The organism is Streptomyces sp. NPDC046831 (genome assembly GCF_040645305.1).
In the GTDB taxonomy this organism is placed as follows: domain Bacteria; phylum Actinomycetota; class Actinomycetes; order Streptomycetales; family Streptomycetaceae; genus Streptomyces.
Window position 1 is genome coordinate 15,956 of the sequence record NZ_JBEYXZ010000037.1, and the last position, 14,098, is coordinate 30,053.

Below are 14,098 nucleotides of genomic sequence, written 5' to 3' on the forward strand. Positions count from 1 at the left end.
CCCGGCGGATGACGCGGGCCCGCCGCGCGGGACCCCGGGCGGGAGGGCCCCGGAGTGCGCCCGCCCCTGCGGGCCCGGCCTCCGCTGCCGGGCTGTCAGTGGCGGCGGCTACGGTTTCCCCCATGGCTGCCCGTACCAAGACCACCAAGGACCGCCCGTCCTACCGCTGCACCGAATGCGGCTGGCAGACGGCCAAGTGGCTCGGCCGCTGCCCCGAGTGCCAGGCCTGGGGCACGATCGAGGAGTACGGCACGCCCGCGGTCCGCACGACGGCTCCGGGCCGCGTCACCACCTCCGCCCTGCCGATCGGCCAGGTGGACGGCCGGCAGGCCACCGCCCGCTCCACCGGCGTGCCCGAGCTGGACCGCGTCCTCGGCGGCGGTCTGGTGCCCGGCGCGGTGGTCCTCCTCGCGGGCGAGCCGGGCGTCGGCAAGTCCACCCTGCTGCTGGACGTGGCGGCCAAGGCGGCCAGTGACGAACACCGCACGCTGTACGTCACGGGTGAGGAGTCCGCCAGTCAGGTGCGCCTGCGCGCCGACCGCATCGGCGCCATCGACGACCACCTCTACCTGGCGGCCGAGACGGATCTGGCGGCCGTCCTCGGCCACCTGGACGCGGTGAAGCCGTCGCTGCTGATCCTGGACTCGGTGCAGACGGTGGCCTCCCCGGAGATCGACGGCGCGCCCGGCGGCATGGCGCAGGTCCGCGAGGTGGCCGGCGCCCTCATCCGCGCGTCCAAGGAGCGCGGGATGTCGACGCTGCTCGTGGGCCACGTCACCAAGGACGGCGCGATCGCGGGGCCGCGCCTGCTGGAGCACCTCGTGGACGTCGTCCTGCACTTCGAGGGCGACCGCCACGCGCGCCTCCGGCTGGTCCGCGGCGTCAAGAACCGCTACGGCGCGACGGACGAGGTCGGCTGCTTCGAACTGCACGACGAGGGCATCACGGGCCTGGCCGACCCCAGCGGTCTGTTCCTGACCCGCCGTGCGGAGCCGGTGCCCGGCACCTGCCTGACCGTCACGCTGGAGGGCCGCCGCCCCCTGGTGGCGGAGGTCCAGGCGCTCACCGTCGACTCGCAGATCCCCTCTCCGCGCCGCACGACCTCCGGTCTGGAGACCTCTCGCGTCTCGATGATGCTGGCGGTCCTGGAGCAGCGGGGCCGGATCACCGCGCTGGGCAAGCGGGACATCTACTCGGCGACGGTCGGCGGCGTGAAGCTGTCCGAACCGGCCGCCGACCTCGCGATCGCGCTCGCCCTCGCCTCGGCCGCGAGCGACACCCCGCTGCCGAAGAACCTCGTCGCGATCGGCGAGGTAGGGCTCGCCGGCGAGGTCAGACGGGTCACGGGCGTGCAGCGCCGGCTCACGGAGGCCCACCGCCTGGGCTTCACGCACGCCCTCGTGCCGGGCGATCCGGGCCGGATCCCGCCGGGGATGAAGGTGCTGGAAGTCGCGGACATGGGGGACGCGCTGCGGGTCCTGCCCCGGTCCCGTCGCCGAGAGGCCCCACGGGATGCGGAGGACCGCCGGTAGACTTTGCCCTGGTCCCGCCCGTCCGTACGAACCGAGAGTGCGAAACGGGGGCGCCAGAAGAATCTGCGACCGGAGGAGTGCAGTGGCAGCCAACGACCGGGCGTCAGCTCCCGGAAAGTCCGGTGGGAGCTCCGGTGCCGATGGCCTGATGCGCGCCTCGCTGAGCGCCGTGGCACCCGGCACAGCCCTGCGTGACGGCCTCGAGCGGGTCCTCCGCGGCAACACCGGCGGCCTGATCGTCCTCGGCTCCGACAAGACCGTAGAGGCGATGTGCACCGGCGGCTTCGTCCTGGACGTCGAGTTCACCGCGACGCGCCTGCGGGAGCTGTGCAAGTTGGACGGCGGCATCGTGCTGTCGACGGACCTGTCCAAGATCCTGCGCGCGGGCGTGCAGCTGGTCCCGGACTCCACGATCCCCACCGAGGAGACGGGCACCCGTCACCGGACCGCGGACCGTGTCAGCAAGCAGGTCCGCTTCCCGGTGGTCTCCGTCTCCCAGTCGATGCGCCTGATCGCCCTGTACGTGGCCGGTCAGCGCCGCGTCCTGGAGGACTCCGCGGCGATCCTGTCCCGCGCCAACCAGGCCCTGGCGACCCTGGAGCGCTACAAGCTGCGCCTCGACGAGGTCGCGGGGACGCTGTCGGCGCTCGAGATCGAGGACCTGGTGACGGTCCGGGACGTCTCGGCGGTCGCGCAGCGCCTGGAGATGGTGCGCCGGATCGCGACGGAGATCGCCGAGTACGTGGTGGAGCTGGGCACGGACGGGCGCCTCCTGGCCCTCCAGCTCGACGAGTTGATCGCGGGCGTCGAGCCGGAGCGCGAGCTGGTCGTCCGGGACTACGTCCCCGAGCCCACCGCCAAGCGCTCCCGCACCGTCGACGAGGCACTGGCGGAACTCGACGCCCTCAGCCACGCCGAGCTCCTCGAGATGTCCACGGTGGCGCGCGCCCTCGGCTACACCGGTTCGCCCGAGACGCTGGACTCGGCGGTCTCGCCGCGCGGCTTCCGCCTGCTGGCGAAGGTCCCCCGGCTGCCCGGCGCCATCATCGACCGCCTGGTCGAGCACTTCGGCGGGCTGCAGAAGCTGCTCGCCGCGAGCGTCGACGACCTCCAGACGGTGGACGGCGTGGGCGAGGCCCGCGCACGCAGCGTCCGCGAGGGCCTGTCGCGGCTGGCGGAGTCGTCGATCCTCGAACGGTACGTCTGAGAAGCGTCACGCGGACCGGCGCTTCACGCGGGCGTTGGGCGGGGGGTTCCGCGCGTGCGGCACGATCGGCACGGCGTCCGGGGAGCCTTGCGGTGCCGTGACGGACGCCGTGCGGCCGGGCCGTCACCGGAGGACCGGGACGGGCACCGCTCGGTCCGGGCACCGCTCGGTCCGGGCACCGCCTGCTGAGCACCCCTTGCGTCGAAGCGTTGGGGTGGCGGTGCGAGCGGGCGGGCAGCGGGTGGCGGTGAGCCGGCGTCGGGCCTGCGGGGTCGGGCGCGCGGACCAGCGGCGGCCCGTGCGCGCGGGCCTCGGAGCCCCCTCCGCAGCCCTCAGTCCGCCGAGAGCACGAAGGACGTCTGGAGCTTCGGGAAGCCCGGAACCTTCACCTCGACCAGGTACGTCCCCGGCCCGGCCGCTCCCGCCGGAGGCGTCGCGCACCGCGCGGCGCTCGGCTTGCGGTCCCACTTGACGGTGTACTTGATGCTGCTTCCCCCGGGGACGCGGTACAGCAGGCTGCCGGACGTCCTCGGGCAGTCGGCCGACGACCAGAAGTCGTCCGCGCTGTCGGACTTGGTGATCGTCAACTCGGCCGTCCTCGGGCCGAGATCGACCTTGCAGTCGCTGCCGGCGGAGTTGGCGGCGGTCAGCTCGAACGTGGGCGTCTCACCGGGGGCGTAGGAGTTGCGGACGCTGCGCAGGCTCAACCGGACCGCGCCGGTGGTGCAGTTGGGCAGCGTGGTGCCGGCCGGGAGCACGCTGCCCGAGCCGCCGCCCGCCTTGCCGTCGTCGCTCCAGCCGCCGGCGGACCCGGCGGACCCGGAGCCGCCGCTGGTCCCCGCGGAGCCGGCGCCCGTCCCGGTGCCGCCGGCGCCGGAACCAGAACCGGAACCGCCGGAGTCGCCTCCGGAACCGCCCGACTCGTCACGTCCGCCGGGGTGTTGGCTGATCGCGGGCCCGGACCCGGAAGGGCCCGGCGTGATGGTGGAGGGCGCGGGATGCTTGTCGCTGGGCCCGTCGGCCTTGTTGCCGCCCCCGCCGCCCGCGGTGACGATCCATGTGATCAGCAGCGCCAACAGGGCGACCACAGACAGCAGTACGACCCTCCGTCGCCAGTAGATGGAGGAGGGAAGCGGCCCGACCGGATTGCGCAGAGATCCCACGGCGGAAACTGTACGAGAGATCGACCGCAATACCTCGCGCCACCCGCCGCGCCGGTCACAACTTTTCAGGATCATCATTCCGGCAAGTCCCGCCAGGGCGGCGGTTTTTACCGAAACACCCCTCCGGCCTGCCGCGCACGCCCTCCCGCTCGCGCCGCACCGCGCCGGTCCCGGCCCACCGGGCACGGCGCACGACGCCGTGCGACACGCGCCGGGCGAAGCGGCCCCTCCCCCACACGCGACCGCGAACGAGGGACGCCGTACGCGGGACCTGTCCCCCGCCCGCCGGCGCCCCGGCGGCCCGCCGCCGCGCCGCGCACCGGACGCCCCGGGCCCCTGGCCCACCTCGCGACCCGCGCCCACGATCTCCCCGCCCCGCCGCCCCCGGCCCCTCGTCCTCCCCGCCGCGACCGAGGCCCACCACTCCGACCCACCACACACCGCCCCGCGCCGCATCACACGGCCTTCCACCCCCGCATGGCAGGATCGGAAGCGTCATGACTGCGCCCACACTGCCTCCGCACGGCACCCCCACCGCCCCCCACACCGCCACCGACGCTCCCGCCGAGGCCCTGGCCGGGGTCCCGGCCTCCCCCGTCGGGGAGAGCCTGCACGGCCCGGTCGTCGCCTGGTTCGACGACCACGCCCGCGACCTGCCCTGGCGGCGCCCGGAGGCGGGCGCCTGGGGCGTGATGGTCAGCGAGTTCATGCTCCAGCAGACGCCGGTCAGCCGCGTGCTGCCCGTCTACGAGCAGTGGCTCGACCGCTGGCCCCGCCCCGCCGACCTCGCCAAGGAGGCACCGGGCGAGGCCGTCCGCGCCTGGGGCCGGCTCGGCTATCCGCGCCGCGCCCTGCGCCTGCACGGCGCCGCCGTGGCGATAACGGAACGGCACGGCGGCGACGTGCCGACCGAGCACGCGCAGCTCCTCGCCCTGCCCGGCATCGGCGAGTACACCGCCGCGGCGGTGGCGTCCTTCGCCTACGGCCAGCGGCACGCCGTGCTGGACACCAACGTCCGCCGCGTCTTCGCCCGCGCGGTCACCGGCGTCCAGTACCCGCCGAACGCCACCACCGCGGCCGAGCGCCGCCTCGCCCGCGCCCTGCTGCCCGAGGACGAACGGACCGCCGCCCGCTGGGCCGCCGCCTCCATGGAGCTCGGCGCGCTGGTGTGCACGGCGAAGAACGAGTCGTGCCACCGCTGCCCGATCGCCGCGCAGTGCGCCTGGCGGCTCGCGGGCAAGCCCGCGCACGACGGGCCGCCGCGCCGCGGCCAGGCCTACGCCGGTACGGACCGGCAGGTCCGCGGCAAGCTGCTCGCGGTGCTGCGGGAGGCCCACGCACCCGTCCCGCAGGCGGTCCTCGACCGCGTCTGGCACGAGCCGGTCCAGCGGGCCCGCGCCCTGGACGGCCTCGTCGCGGACGGCCTGGTCGAACCGCTGCCGGACGGGACGTACCGGCTGCCGCTCACCTGACGGCGCACCGGCCCCCGGACGGACGACCGTCCCGGGGGCCGTGGGCGCAGGGGCGGCCGCCCGCGCCTCGCCGGCCCCGTGACCTCGCGGCCGGGCGACCCCTCTGTCGCAAGCCGGCCTGAAACCACATCAAACGGCCGGCGCCCCTACCCTGTTACCGCGTCCGTTACACAACCGACGCACAGCCGAGGGCTGCCCGCAGGCTGCTTCGGACAGCGCCGTGACAACGCCTCCCTACCTTCTAGTACGTGCCCGACGGGCACCGGACGGCTGCCGACCACAGTCCGTCCGCACGAGGCGGGAAACCGGCGGCAAGCGGGCCGGAAACGGGGATCGGAGGCGGTCGATCATGGCGCAGGGCGAGGTGCTCGAGTTCGAGGAGTACGTGCGTACCCGGCAGGAGGCGCTGCTGCGCAGCGCACGCCGGCTGGTGCCGGACCCGATCGACGCCCAGGACCTGCTCCAGACCGCGCTCGTGCGCACGTACGGCCGCTGGGACGGCATCGCCGACAAGCGCCTCGCGGACGCCTACCTGCGCCGGGTCATGATCAACACCCGGACCGAGTGGTGGCGGGCCCGGAAGCTGGAGGAGGTCCCGACCGAGCAGCTCCCGGACGCGTGCGTCGACGACTCCACCGAACAGCACGCCGACCGCGCCCTGCTGATGGACGTCATGAAGGTGCTCGCTCCGAAGCAGCGCAGTGTCGTGGTGCTGCGACACTGGGAGCAGATGTCCACGGAGGAGACGGCCGCCGCCCTCGGCATGTCGGCCGGAACGGTCAAGAGCACGCTGCACCGGGCGCTCGCCCGGCTCCGCGAGGAGCTGGAGGCACGCGACCTGGACGCACGCGCGCTGGAGCGTGGGGAGCGGGAGCGTTGCGCGGCCTGACCGGCGCGGGGCCCGGACCACGGGCCCGGAACACCTTCCAGGCGGCGATCACGGCCGGATCCGTGCTCGCCGCCCTCGGCCTTCTGACCTCCGGCTGCGGCACCGGCGGCACCGGCGCCCGCGACGAGGGCCCGGCCCACTCCGACCGGGTGGCGGGCACCGCGCGCACCGCCTCGGCGAGCCCCGGCGAGACCCCGCGGCGCGTGGACGCCGTCCGGCTCGTCAAGGAGGACCCGGAGGTCTCGGCCGCGGTCAAGCGGGACCTGGAGCCGTGCGTGGCCGAGGAGTACCCCGTGGACGTGTCGTACGGCGACCTGACCGGGGGCCCCGGCGACGACGTGGTCGTCAACGTGCTGACCTGCGGCGACGCGGTGGGCGTCGGCTCGTACGTGTACCGCGAGGAGGACGGCCGGTACCGGAACGTCTTCCGGGCGGAGGATCCGCCGGTGTACGCGGAGATAGACCGCGGTGACCTCCTGGTCACCAAGCAGGTGTACGAGAAGGGTGACCCGGTGTCGAACCCGTCCGGCGAGGACGTGATCACCTACCGCTGGACCTCCGGCCGGTTCACCGAGGCGTACCGCACGACCAACGACTACGGCAACGCCGTCGGCGGCACCCCGGCGCCGTCGCCCGACGGCTGACGGACGGCCGTCGAACGCCGGCGCAGGCGGGGGACCGTCCGGGACAGGGCCGCGGGGGCGTGAACCGATCGGGCCCCTCGTACCGATCACCTGACGAGGACGTCACCCGGCGTCGGTGGGGCGCCCCGGTGAACGCGAGGCGCCCGCCGTGCGTCCACCCAGTGGGCGCACCGGGCCGCACCGCACCACGACCGGCCCGGACGGCAAGACCCGGCGGCGGGGCCCGGGCGGCGGCACGGAAGAGGCGCACGGCGGGGCCGGCAACGGCAGACGGGGGCGCGAGCGGCGAGGCCGGCAACGGCACGACGGACACGGACAGCACAGCCGGCGGCACGGCACCAACGCACCACCGGCACGAGAAGCGACACGAGGACTGAGAGCACCGGGATGGCAGAGCAGACCCACGTCCTGTTCGTCGAGGACGACGACGTCATCCGCGAGGCCACGCAGCTCGCCCTGGAGCGGGACGGCTTCGCGGTCACCGCCATGCCCGACGGCCTGTCGGGGCTGGAGGCCTTCCGGGCGGACCGGCCCGACATCGCGCTGCTGGACGTGATGGTTCCCGGACTCGACGGCGTCAGCCTGTGCCGCCGCATCCGCGACGAGTCCACCGTGCCGGTGATCATGGTGTCGGCGCGCGCGGACTCGATCGACGTCGTCCTCGGCCTGGAGGCGGGCGCCGACGACTACGTGACCAAGCCGTTCGACGGCGCCGTGCTGGTCGCCCGGATCCGGGCGGTGCTGCGCCGCTTCGGGCACGCGAGCGGCGGCGGCGGCGCGGACGCCGGTTCCGCCACGGCGAACGGCGGCGTGCTCGCCTTCGGCGACCTGGAGGTCGACACCGAGGGCATGGAGGTCCGCCGGGCCGGACGGCAGGTGGCGCTGACGCCGACCGAGATGCGGCTGCTGCTGGAGTTCTCCGCCGCGCCGGGTACCGTCCTGTCCCGCGACAAGCTCCTCGAACGCGTGTGGGACTACGGCTGGGGCGGCGACACGAGGGTCGTCGACGTCCACGTGCAGCGGCTGCGCACCAAGATCGGCCAGGACCGCATCGAGACGGTCCGCGGCTTCGGATACAAGCTGAAGGCCTGAGCGGGGCGGAAGTATGTGGGGCATCACACGGCGCGCCCTGCCGCGGCGGCTGCGGCGCACGGACATCCGCACGGGGCTCAGGTGGAAGCTCAGCGCGGCCATCGCGCTGGTCGGCGCGCTGGTGGCGGTCGCGCTGAGCCTGGTCGTGCACAACGCCGCGCGGGTGTCGATGCTGGACAACGCGCGTGACCTCGCCGACGAGCGGGTGCAGATCGCCCAGCGCGCCTACGAGCTGTCGGGGCGGCCCAACTTCCCCAGCGTCAAGGTGGACGACCCGGAGCTGCCGCCGGAGCTGCACGAGAAGGTGCGGCAGGGCCGGCGGGCGACCTATGTGACCGACCACGGGGGCGAGGTGCCGGACATATGGGCGGCCGTCCCCGTCAAGGACGGGCACGTGCTGTCCCTGCACACGCACTTCACCGACCGCAGCACGGACATCCTCAAGGACCTCGACCAGGCCCTGGTCATCGGCTCCATCGCGGTCGTCCTCGTCGGCAGCGCGCTCGGCGTGCTGATCGGCGGCCAGCTCTCGCGCCGGCTGCGCAAGGCGGCGACCGCCGCGAACCGGGTCGCCGAGGGCGAGACGGACGTCCGGGTGCGGGACGCCATCGGCGGTGTCGTACGGGACGAGACCGACGACCTCGCGCGCGCCGTGGACGCGATGACGGACGCCCTCCAGCAGCGCCTGGAGGCCGAGCGCCGGGTCACCGCGGACATCGCGCACGAGCTGCGCACCCCGGTGACCGGGCTGCTCACGGCGGCCGAGCTGCTGCCGCCTGGCCGCCCCACGGAGCTGGTCCTGGACCGGGCGAAGGCCATGCGCACGCTGGTCGAGGACGTACTGGAGGTCGCCCGGCTGGACGGCGCCTCGGAGCGGGCCGAGTTGCAGGACATCATGCTGGGCGCCTTCGTCACCCGGCGGGTGACGGCCAAGGACCCGGGCGTCGAGGTGCGCGTGGTGCACGAGTCGGAGGTGACGACGGACCCGCGGCGCCTGGAGCGGGTGCTGTTCAACCTGCTCGCCAACGCCGCCCGGCACGGCAGGCCGCCGATCGAGGTGACCGTCGAGGGCCGGGTCATCCGGGTCCGGGACCACGGTCCGGGCTTCCCCGAGGAACTGATCGCCGAGGGACCGAGCCGGTTCCGCACCGGCAGCAGGGACCGCTCCGGGCAGGGGCACGGCCTCGGCCTGACCATCGCGGCGGGCCAGGCGCGGGTGCTGGGCGCCCGCCTGACCTTCCGCAACGTGCGACCGGCCGGGGCCGCCGCGCACGTGCCGGCCGAGGGCGCGGTCGCCGTGCTGTGGCTGCCGGAACACGCACCGACGAACACGGGCAGCTACCCGATGCTGCCGTCCCAGGGGATGTGAGCCCGCGGACCGGTCCCGGGGGGCCGGGTCCACAGGCGGCCGGACGGCCTCGCCAGGGCGCACGCCGTCCGGGCCCGGTCCCTCCGGGTGCCCGTACGGCGGCCGGGCCGCTGTCTGACGCGCTCAGACAGAAGCCGACGGGCCCGACGGGCTCAGACGGAGCCGCCGGGGCCGACGGGCCCGGGCGCGCACCGGTGTCGCTCCGGCCGGGCGGCTCCCCGCCGCCCGGCACCGGCACCGGCACCGGCACCCGGGACGGTACGCGCGGCGTCACGACGAGGGCCCCGGCGGCGGACAGCCGCCGGGGCCCTCGCCCGGAGACGTCGGGACGTCGGGACGTCGCGTTTCCGAGCCGCTTCGGAACGCGGGCGCGGCCGGTGGACGGCCGGCCCGGTCACCGCCGGGTCAGACCGACTCGGCCACCGGCGGCTTCAGCCCGGTGCCGCCCGCGGAGTCGTCGTCCTCCGGCGCCTCCGGCGCCTTCGGACCCGCTCCCTTCAGCGGCACCTCCTTGACGAACACCGCCGCCACCAGCGAGACGACCGCCACGACGGCGCCCAGCAGGAACGCGGAGTGGGTGCCGGCGGACACCGCATGCTGGTAGGCCTCGCGCGCCGCCGCCGGCAGCTTGGCCAGGCTCGCCGCGTCGAGCTGCGCGGACTGCTCCGTGATCCTCGATCCCAGCACGCCGGCCCGCTCGGCCATCACATCCTGGACCCGGTGGTTGAACAGCGCGCCCATGATGGCGACACCGAAGGAGGAGCCGAGCGTACGGAACAGGGTGGTGGAGGAGGACGCCACACCCATGTCCCTCATCTCCACGCTGTTCTGCGCGACGAGCATGGTCACCTGCATCAGGCAGCCCATGCCGGCGCCGACGACGGCCATGTACAGGCCGGAGGTCAGCCGGGTGGTCCCGGTGTCCATCAGGGACAGCAGGTACAGGCCGACGACCATCAGGACGCTGCCGACCACCGGGAAGGCCTTGTACCGGCCGCTGCTGGTGGTCACCCGGCCGGCGATCATCGACACGACGAGCATGGCGCCGAGCATGGGCAGGAGCAGCAGGCCCGAGTTGGTCGCGGAGGCGCCCTGCACCGACTGCTGGTACAGCGGCAGGAAGAGCACCGCGCCGAACATCACGAAGCCGGTGATGAAGCCGATGACCGACATCAGGGTGAAGTTGCGGCTGCGGAAGATGTGCAGCGGCACGATCGGCTCGGCCGCCTTGGTCTGCCAGAACACGAACCCGACGAGCGCGGCGACGCCGATCCCGATCAGCTCCATGATCCGCGCGGAGGTCCAGGCGTACTCGGTGCCGCCCCAGGTGGTGACGAGGACGATCGCGCTGATGCCGACGGTCAGCAGTACGGCGCCCAGGTAGTCGATGCGCGCCTGCGCCCGCTTGCTGGGCAGGTGCAGCACCGCGCTGATCGCCACCAGCGCCACCGCACCGAGCGGCAGGTTGATGTAGAAGGCCCAGCGCCAGCCCCAGTTGTCCGTGATGGTGCCGCCGACCAGCGGGCCGCCGATCATCGCGAGCGCCATGACGGCCGCCATCATGCCCTGGTACCTGCCGCGCTCCCGCGGCGGGATGAGATCGCCGACGATGGCCATCACGCCGACCATCAGGCCGCCCGCGCCGAGGCCCTGCACGGCCCGGAAGCCGATCAGCTGGCCCATGTCCTGCGCCATGCCGCTCAGCGCCGAACCGGCCAGGAAGACCACGATGGAGGTCATGAAGGCGCCCTTGCGCCCGTACATGTCGCCGAGCTTGCCCCACAGCGGAGTGGCCGCGGCGGTCGCGAGGGTGTAGGCGGTCACCACCCACGACAGGTGCTGCAGGCCCCCGAGCTCGCCGACGATCGTCGGCATCGCGGTGCCCACGATCATGTTGTCGAGCATCGCGAGCATCATCGCGATCATCAGTGCGAGCAGGACGACCCGCACGCTCCTCGGCTGTTCACCGGCCTGCCCGGTGTCCTTGTCGGCTGTCACCGCGTCCGCCATCGGTCACTCCCCCTGCTACGCCCACTTACTTGCCGACCGGCAAGTTCACTACACTCGGGAAGGTAGATCCTCACTAGCCGGGCGTCAAGTAAGTTTCACGGAGCGGCAGGTCGGTGAGCTTTCGCGGGAACACGAGGAGCACGAGGAGCACGAAGGATGGGCGGCACGATGGACGGCACCAGGCGGCAGCGCCGAGGAGACACCCGCCAGCGCATCCAGGACGTGGCGCTCGCGCTCTTCGCCGAACAGGGCTACGAGAAGACCTCCCTGCGCGAGATAGCCGAGCGGCTCGGCGTCACCAAGGCCGCGCTGTACTACCACTTCAAGACGAAGGAAGAGATCATCGTCAGCCTCTTCGAGGACCTGACGCAGCCGATCAACGCACTGATCGAATGGGGCAGCGGGCAGCCCCACACGCTGGAGACGAAGCAGGAGATCATCCGCCGCTACAGCCAGGCGCTCGCCGACGCCGCACCGCTGTTCCGCTTCATGCAGGAGAACCAGGCGACGGTGCGGGACCTGCGCATCGGGGACACGTTCAAGGACCGGATGCGCGGGCTGCGTGACATCATCGTCGACCCGGACGCGAGCCTCACGGACCAGGTGCGCTCCGTCAGCGCCCTGTTCACGCTGCACGCGGGGATGTTCGTGATGCATGACCTGCAAGGCGACCCCGAGGCCCGGCGCGAGGCCGTCCTCGAGGTCGCGATCGATCTGGTGACCCAGGCGCACCAGGGCGCCCGGACCTCCTGAAACAGACCGCCGCCCCACCGTTTCGGCGGGGCGGCGAGACGTGTCCGGTGTCAGCCGGTCAGAGGGACAGGCCCTTGGCGGCCAGGAAGGTCGCCGGGTTGACGGCGGAGCCGTAGTTCGGGGTCGTGCGGATCTCGAAGTGCAGGTGGGGACCGGTGGAGTTGCCGGTGTTGCCGGACAGGGCGATGTGCTGGCCCGTGGCGACGACCTGGCCGACCCGCACGTCGACGCGGGACAGGTGCGCGTACTGGGAGTACGTGCCGTCGCCGTGCTGGATGACGATGGCGTTGCCGTACGCGGGGCCGTCACCGGCGCCGTTCGGGCCCGCCTTCACCACGGTGCCGCCGTGCGCGGCGACGACCTCGGTGCCGACCGGGACGGCGAAGTCCTGGCCGCTGTGCTTGTGCGCCCAGTGGCTGCCGTTCTGGGCGAAGCTCGCGCTGAGCGTGTAGTGCGCCACCGGGTGGACCCAGGAGGTGGCGGCCTTCTTGGCGGGCGCGGCGACCGTCTTGACGGCGACCGGGGCGGCAACCGCCTTCTTGACGGCGGCCGCAACGGCGGCCTTCTGCTCCACGGGGGCGGCGGCCTTCTGGGCGGCCACCGGCTTGGCGGGGGCGACGGCCTTCGCGGCGGCCACGGTGGTGGCGGTGGTACCGGCCTCCGGCCCGCCCACGGCGACCGCGACGCCGGCTCCCAGTGCTGCCGAGACACCGAGACCGGCAGCCAGGACGGCGGCGCGGGTGCGGATCTTGGACACCGGGGCAAAGCGGGGCGTGACGCGCTGGGACATGAATACCTCTACGGGTGGGGGACGTGGGAACCACCCGCAGACGAGGCGTCCGCCGGATGGCCATTACTTGGTAACCCGCCGGCACATCAGCCCTCAAACCCCCCACTACGACGGAAACTAGTACGTCGGAGCGAAACTCCCAGGTTGTCGACAGCACGGTTATTCAGGGCAAAACCCCTCAAAACGCAGGGTGCACCGCGGTCGACAGGGGCGAAAGTCCGCTTTTGTCGGCCTTGGTCACCCACTAATCGCCCTAGTACGGGCCGGAGTGCCTGTGCGCCATGTCACCGAAAGACGGGTTTGGGCCTTTCCTTTTGTGACCGGCCCCATATGGCCTGCGTCTCACCACAGTTACGAATAGGTAATCGCACGGTTCCCCTCCCGCCACCCTGTGCGACGAGCATGCTCACAACAATCCGCAGCGCGACGGACCGGAGAGGACCCCCCGACTCATGACCAGAGGCACCTGGACGCGCCGCACCGCCGTCACCGCCGCCGCCACGGCCGTCGTCACGGCGCTCGCCGTCCCCGCCGGGGCGCAGGCCTCCACGGGCACCACGGCCCCCGCCACGACGGCCGGCGCCACCGCGTACGCCACCGCCACCACGTCCGTGGACGTGGGCGTGGGCGTGGACGTGGGCGTGGACTACGGGACCTGGCAGCAGGACTGCCGGGCGGTGATGGACCAGGCCCTGCCCTACCTGAAGGAGCGCATCGCGGACGGCGAGCCGGGCGAGAAGCAGGCCGTCGTCCTCGACGTCGACAACACCGCCCTGGAGACCGACTTCGGCTTCAGCTACCCCCAGCCGGCCAACCGGCCCGTGCTGGAGGCCGCCCGGTACGCCCAGGAGCACGGTGTGGCCCTGTTCTTCGTCACGGCCCGCCCGGGCATCCTCAAGGCGCCGACGAAGTACAACCTCGAGCACGACGGCTACGACGTGGACGGCCTCTTCGTCCGCGGTCTGTTCGACCTGTTCAAGAACGTCGCCGACTACAAGACCGCCCAGCGGGCCGCCATCGAGGACAAGGGCTACACGATCATCGCGAACATCGGCAACAGCGCCACCGACCTCTCCGGCGGCCACGCCGAGAGGACGTTCAAGCTGCCCGACTACGACGGACAGCTCTCGTAGGGGCCGGTACACGGGCCCTGCGGACGCGGGCATGCGGAAGGGGC

12 protein-coding genes are annotated in these 14,098 nt (G+C 73.2%); 9 read left to right on the plus strand and 3 right to left on the minus strand.

Annotated elements, in window-relative coordinates; translation table 11 throughout:
- Positions 1-122: 122 nt before the first annotated feature.
- Entirely contained in the window at positions 123-1,532 is a 1,410-nt protein-coding gene (radA, locus tag ABZ920_RS25645; protein ID WP_361509415.1) for a DNA repair protein RadA, read from the plus strand.
- Positions 1,533-1,614: 82 nt separating this feature from the next.
- Positions 1,615-2,739, plus strand: a complete 1,125-nt coding sequence (disA, locus tag ABZ920_RS25650) for a DNA integrity scanning diadenylate cyclase DisA (protein WP_361509418.1) — start codon at positions 1,615-1,617, stop codon at positions 2,737-2,739.
- Between the two features lie 332 nt (positions 2,740-3,071).
- On the opposite strand, the gene ABZ920_RS25655 is transcribed toward disA, so the two are convergent.
- Complete coding sequence (locus ABZ920_RS25655; protein WP_361509421.1) at positions 3,072-3,902, minus strand: hypothetical protein; 831 nt, start codon at positions 3,900-3,902, stop codon at positions 3,072-3,074.
- Positions 3,903-4,399: 497 nt separating this feature from the next.
- Between ABZ920_RS25655 and ABZ920_RS25660 the strand changes: the two genes are divergently transcribed.
- The 5 genes from ABZ920_RS25660 to cseC all read left to right on the plus strand — a co-directional run bounded on the left by ABZ920_RS25660 (position 4,400) and on the right by cseC (position 9,368).
- Positions 4,400-5,374 (plus strand): A/G-specific adenine glycosylase, encoded by a 975-nt coding sequence (locus tag ABZ920_RS25660; protein ID WP_361509424.1) that lies wholly within the window; start codon positions 4,400-4,402, stop codon positions 5,372-5,374.
- Positions 5,375-5,723: 349 nt separating this feature from the next.
- Positions 5,724-6,263 carry a SigE family RNA polymerase sigma factor gene (locus ABZ920_RS25665; protein ID WP_361509427.1) on the plus strand — a complete coding sequence of 180 codons (540 nt, stop codon included), beginning with the start codon at positions 5,724-5,726 and terminating at the stop codon, positions 6,261-6,263.
- Positions 6,251-6,907, plus strand: coding sequence for a hypothetical protein (locus ABZ920_RS25670; RefSeq protein WP_361509430.1), 657 nt, complete (start codon positions 6,251-6,253; stop codon positions 6,905-6,907). The genes ABZ920_RS25665 and ABZ920_RS25670 overlap by 13 nt, the downstream gene beginning before the upstream one ends.
- 387 nt (positions 6,908-7,294) lie before the next feature.
- Entirely contained in the window at positions 7,295-7,999 is a 705-nt protein-coding gene (gene cseB / locus ABZ920_RS25675; RefSeq protein WP_361509433.1) for a two-component system response regulator CseB, read from the plus strand.
- Positions 8,000-8,012: 13 nt separating this feature from the next.
- Positions 8,013-9,368, plus strand: coding sequence for a two-component system sensor histidine kinase CseC (gene cseC, locus ABZ920_RS25680; RefSeq protein WP_361509436.1), 1,356 nt, complete (start codon positions 8,013-8,015; stop codon positions 9,366-9,368).
- Between the two features lie 405 nt (positions 9,369-9,773).
- Here cseC and ABZ920_RS25685 read toward each other — a convergent pair whose 3' ends face one another.
- A complete protein-coding gene (locus tag ABZ920_RS25685) occupies positions 9,774-11,378 on the minus strand; it encodes an MDR family MFS transporter (protein WP_361509439.1) in 1,605 nt (534 codons plus the stop codon).
- 156 nt (positions 11,379-11,534) lie between these two features.
- Here ABZ920_RS25685 and ABZ920_RS25690 point away from each other — a divergent pair, with 156 nt between their 5' ends.
- The gene (locus ABZ920_RS25690; protein WP_361509442.1) at positions 11,535-12,131 is read left to right on the plus strand and encodes a TetR/AcrR family transcriptional regulator; all 597 of its coding nucleotides are present in this window, start codon (positions 11,535-11,537) and stop codon (positions 12,129-12,131) included.
- A gap of 58 nt (positions 12,132-12,189) precedes the next feature.
- Here the strand turns inward: ABZ920_RS25690 and ABZ920_RS25695 are convergent, their stop codons facing one another.
- Positions 12,190-12,921, minus strand: coding sequence for a M23 family metallopeptidase (locus ABZ920_RS25695; RefSeq protein WP_361509444.1), 732 nt, complete (start codon positions 12,919-12,921; stop codon positions 12,190-12,192).
- Positions 12,922-13,373: 452 nt separating this feature from the next.
- On the opposite strand from ABZ920_RS25695, the gene ABZ920_RS25700 reads away from it, so the two are divergent.
- Complete coding sequence (locus tag ABZ920_RS25700; protein WP_361509447.1) at positions 13,374-14,054, plus strand: HAD family acid phosphatase; 681 nt, start codon at positions 13,374-13,376, stop codon at positions 14,052-14,054.
- The last annotated feature ends 44 nt before the right edge of the window (positions 14,055-14,098 follow it).

What these genes read in the sequence shown, in the direction of transcription:
- radA (WP_361509415.1), top strand. Translation starts at nt 123, where the DNA reads ATGGCTGCCCGTACCAAGACCACCAAGGACCGCCCGTCCTACCGCTGC.
- ABZ920_RS25660 (WP_361509424.1), top strand. Translation starts at nt 4,400, where the DNA reads ATGACTGCGCCCACACTGCCTCCGCACGGCACCCCCACCGCCCCCCAC.
- ABZ920_RS25665 (WP_361509427.1), top strand. Translation starts at nt 5,724, where the DNA reads ATGGCGCAGGGCGAGGTGCTCGAGTTCGAGGAGTACGTGCGTACCCGG.
- cseB (WP_361509433.1), top strand. Translation starts at nt 7,295, where the DNA reads ATGGCAGAGCAGACCCACGTCCTGTTCGTCGAGGACGACGACGTCATC.
- cseC (WP_361509436.1), top strand. Translation starts at nt 8,013, where the DNA reads ATGTGGGGCATCACACGGCGCGCCCTGCCGCGGCGGCTGCGGCGCACG.
- ABZ920_RS25685 (WP_361509439.1), bottom strand. Translation starts at nt 11,378, where the DNA reads ATGGCGGACGCGGTGACAGCCGACAAGGACACCGGGCAGGCCGGTGAA.
- ABZ920_RS25690 (WP_361509442.1), top strand. Translation starts at nt 11,535, where the DNA reads ATGGGCGGCACGATGGACGGCACCAGGCGGCAGCGCCGAGGAGACACC.
- ABZ920_RS25695 (WP_361509444.1), bottom strand. Translation starts at nt 12,921, where the DNA reads ATGTCCCAGCGCGTCACGCCCCGCTTTGCCCCGGTGTCCAAGATCCGC.
- ABZ920_RS25700 (WP_361509447.1), top strand. Translation starts at nt 13,374, where the DNA reads ATGACCAGAGGCACCTGGACGCGCCGCACCGCCGTCACCGCCGCCGCC.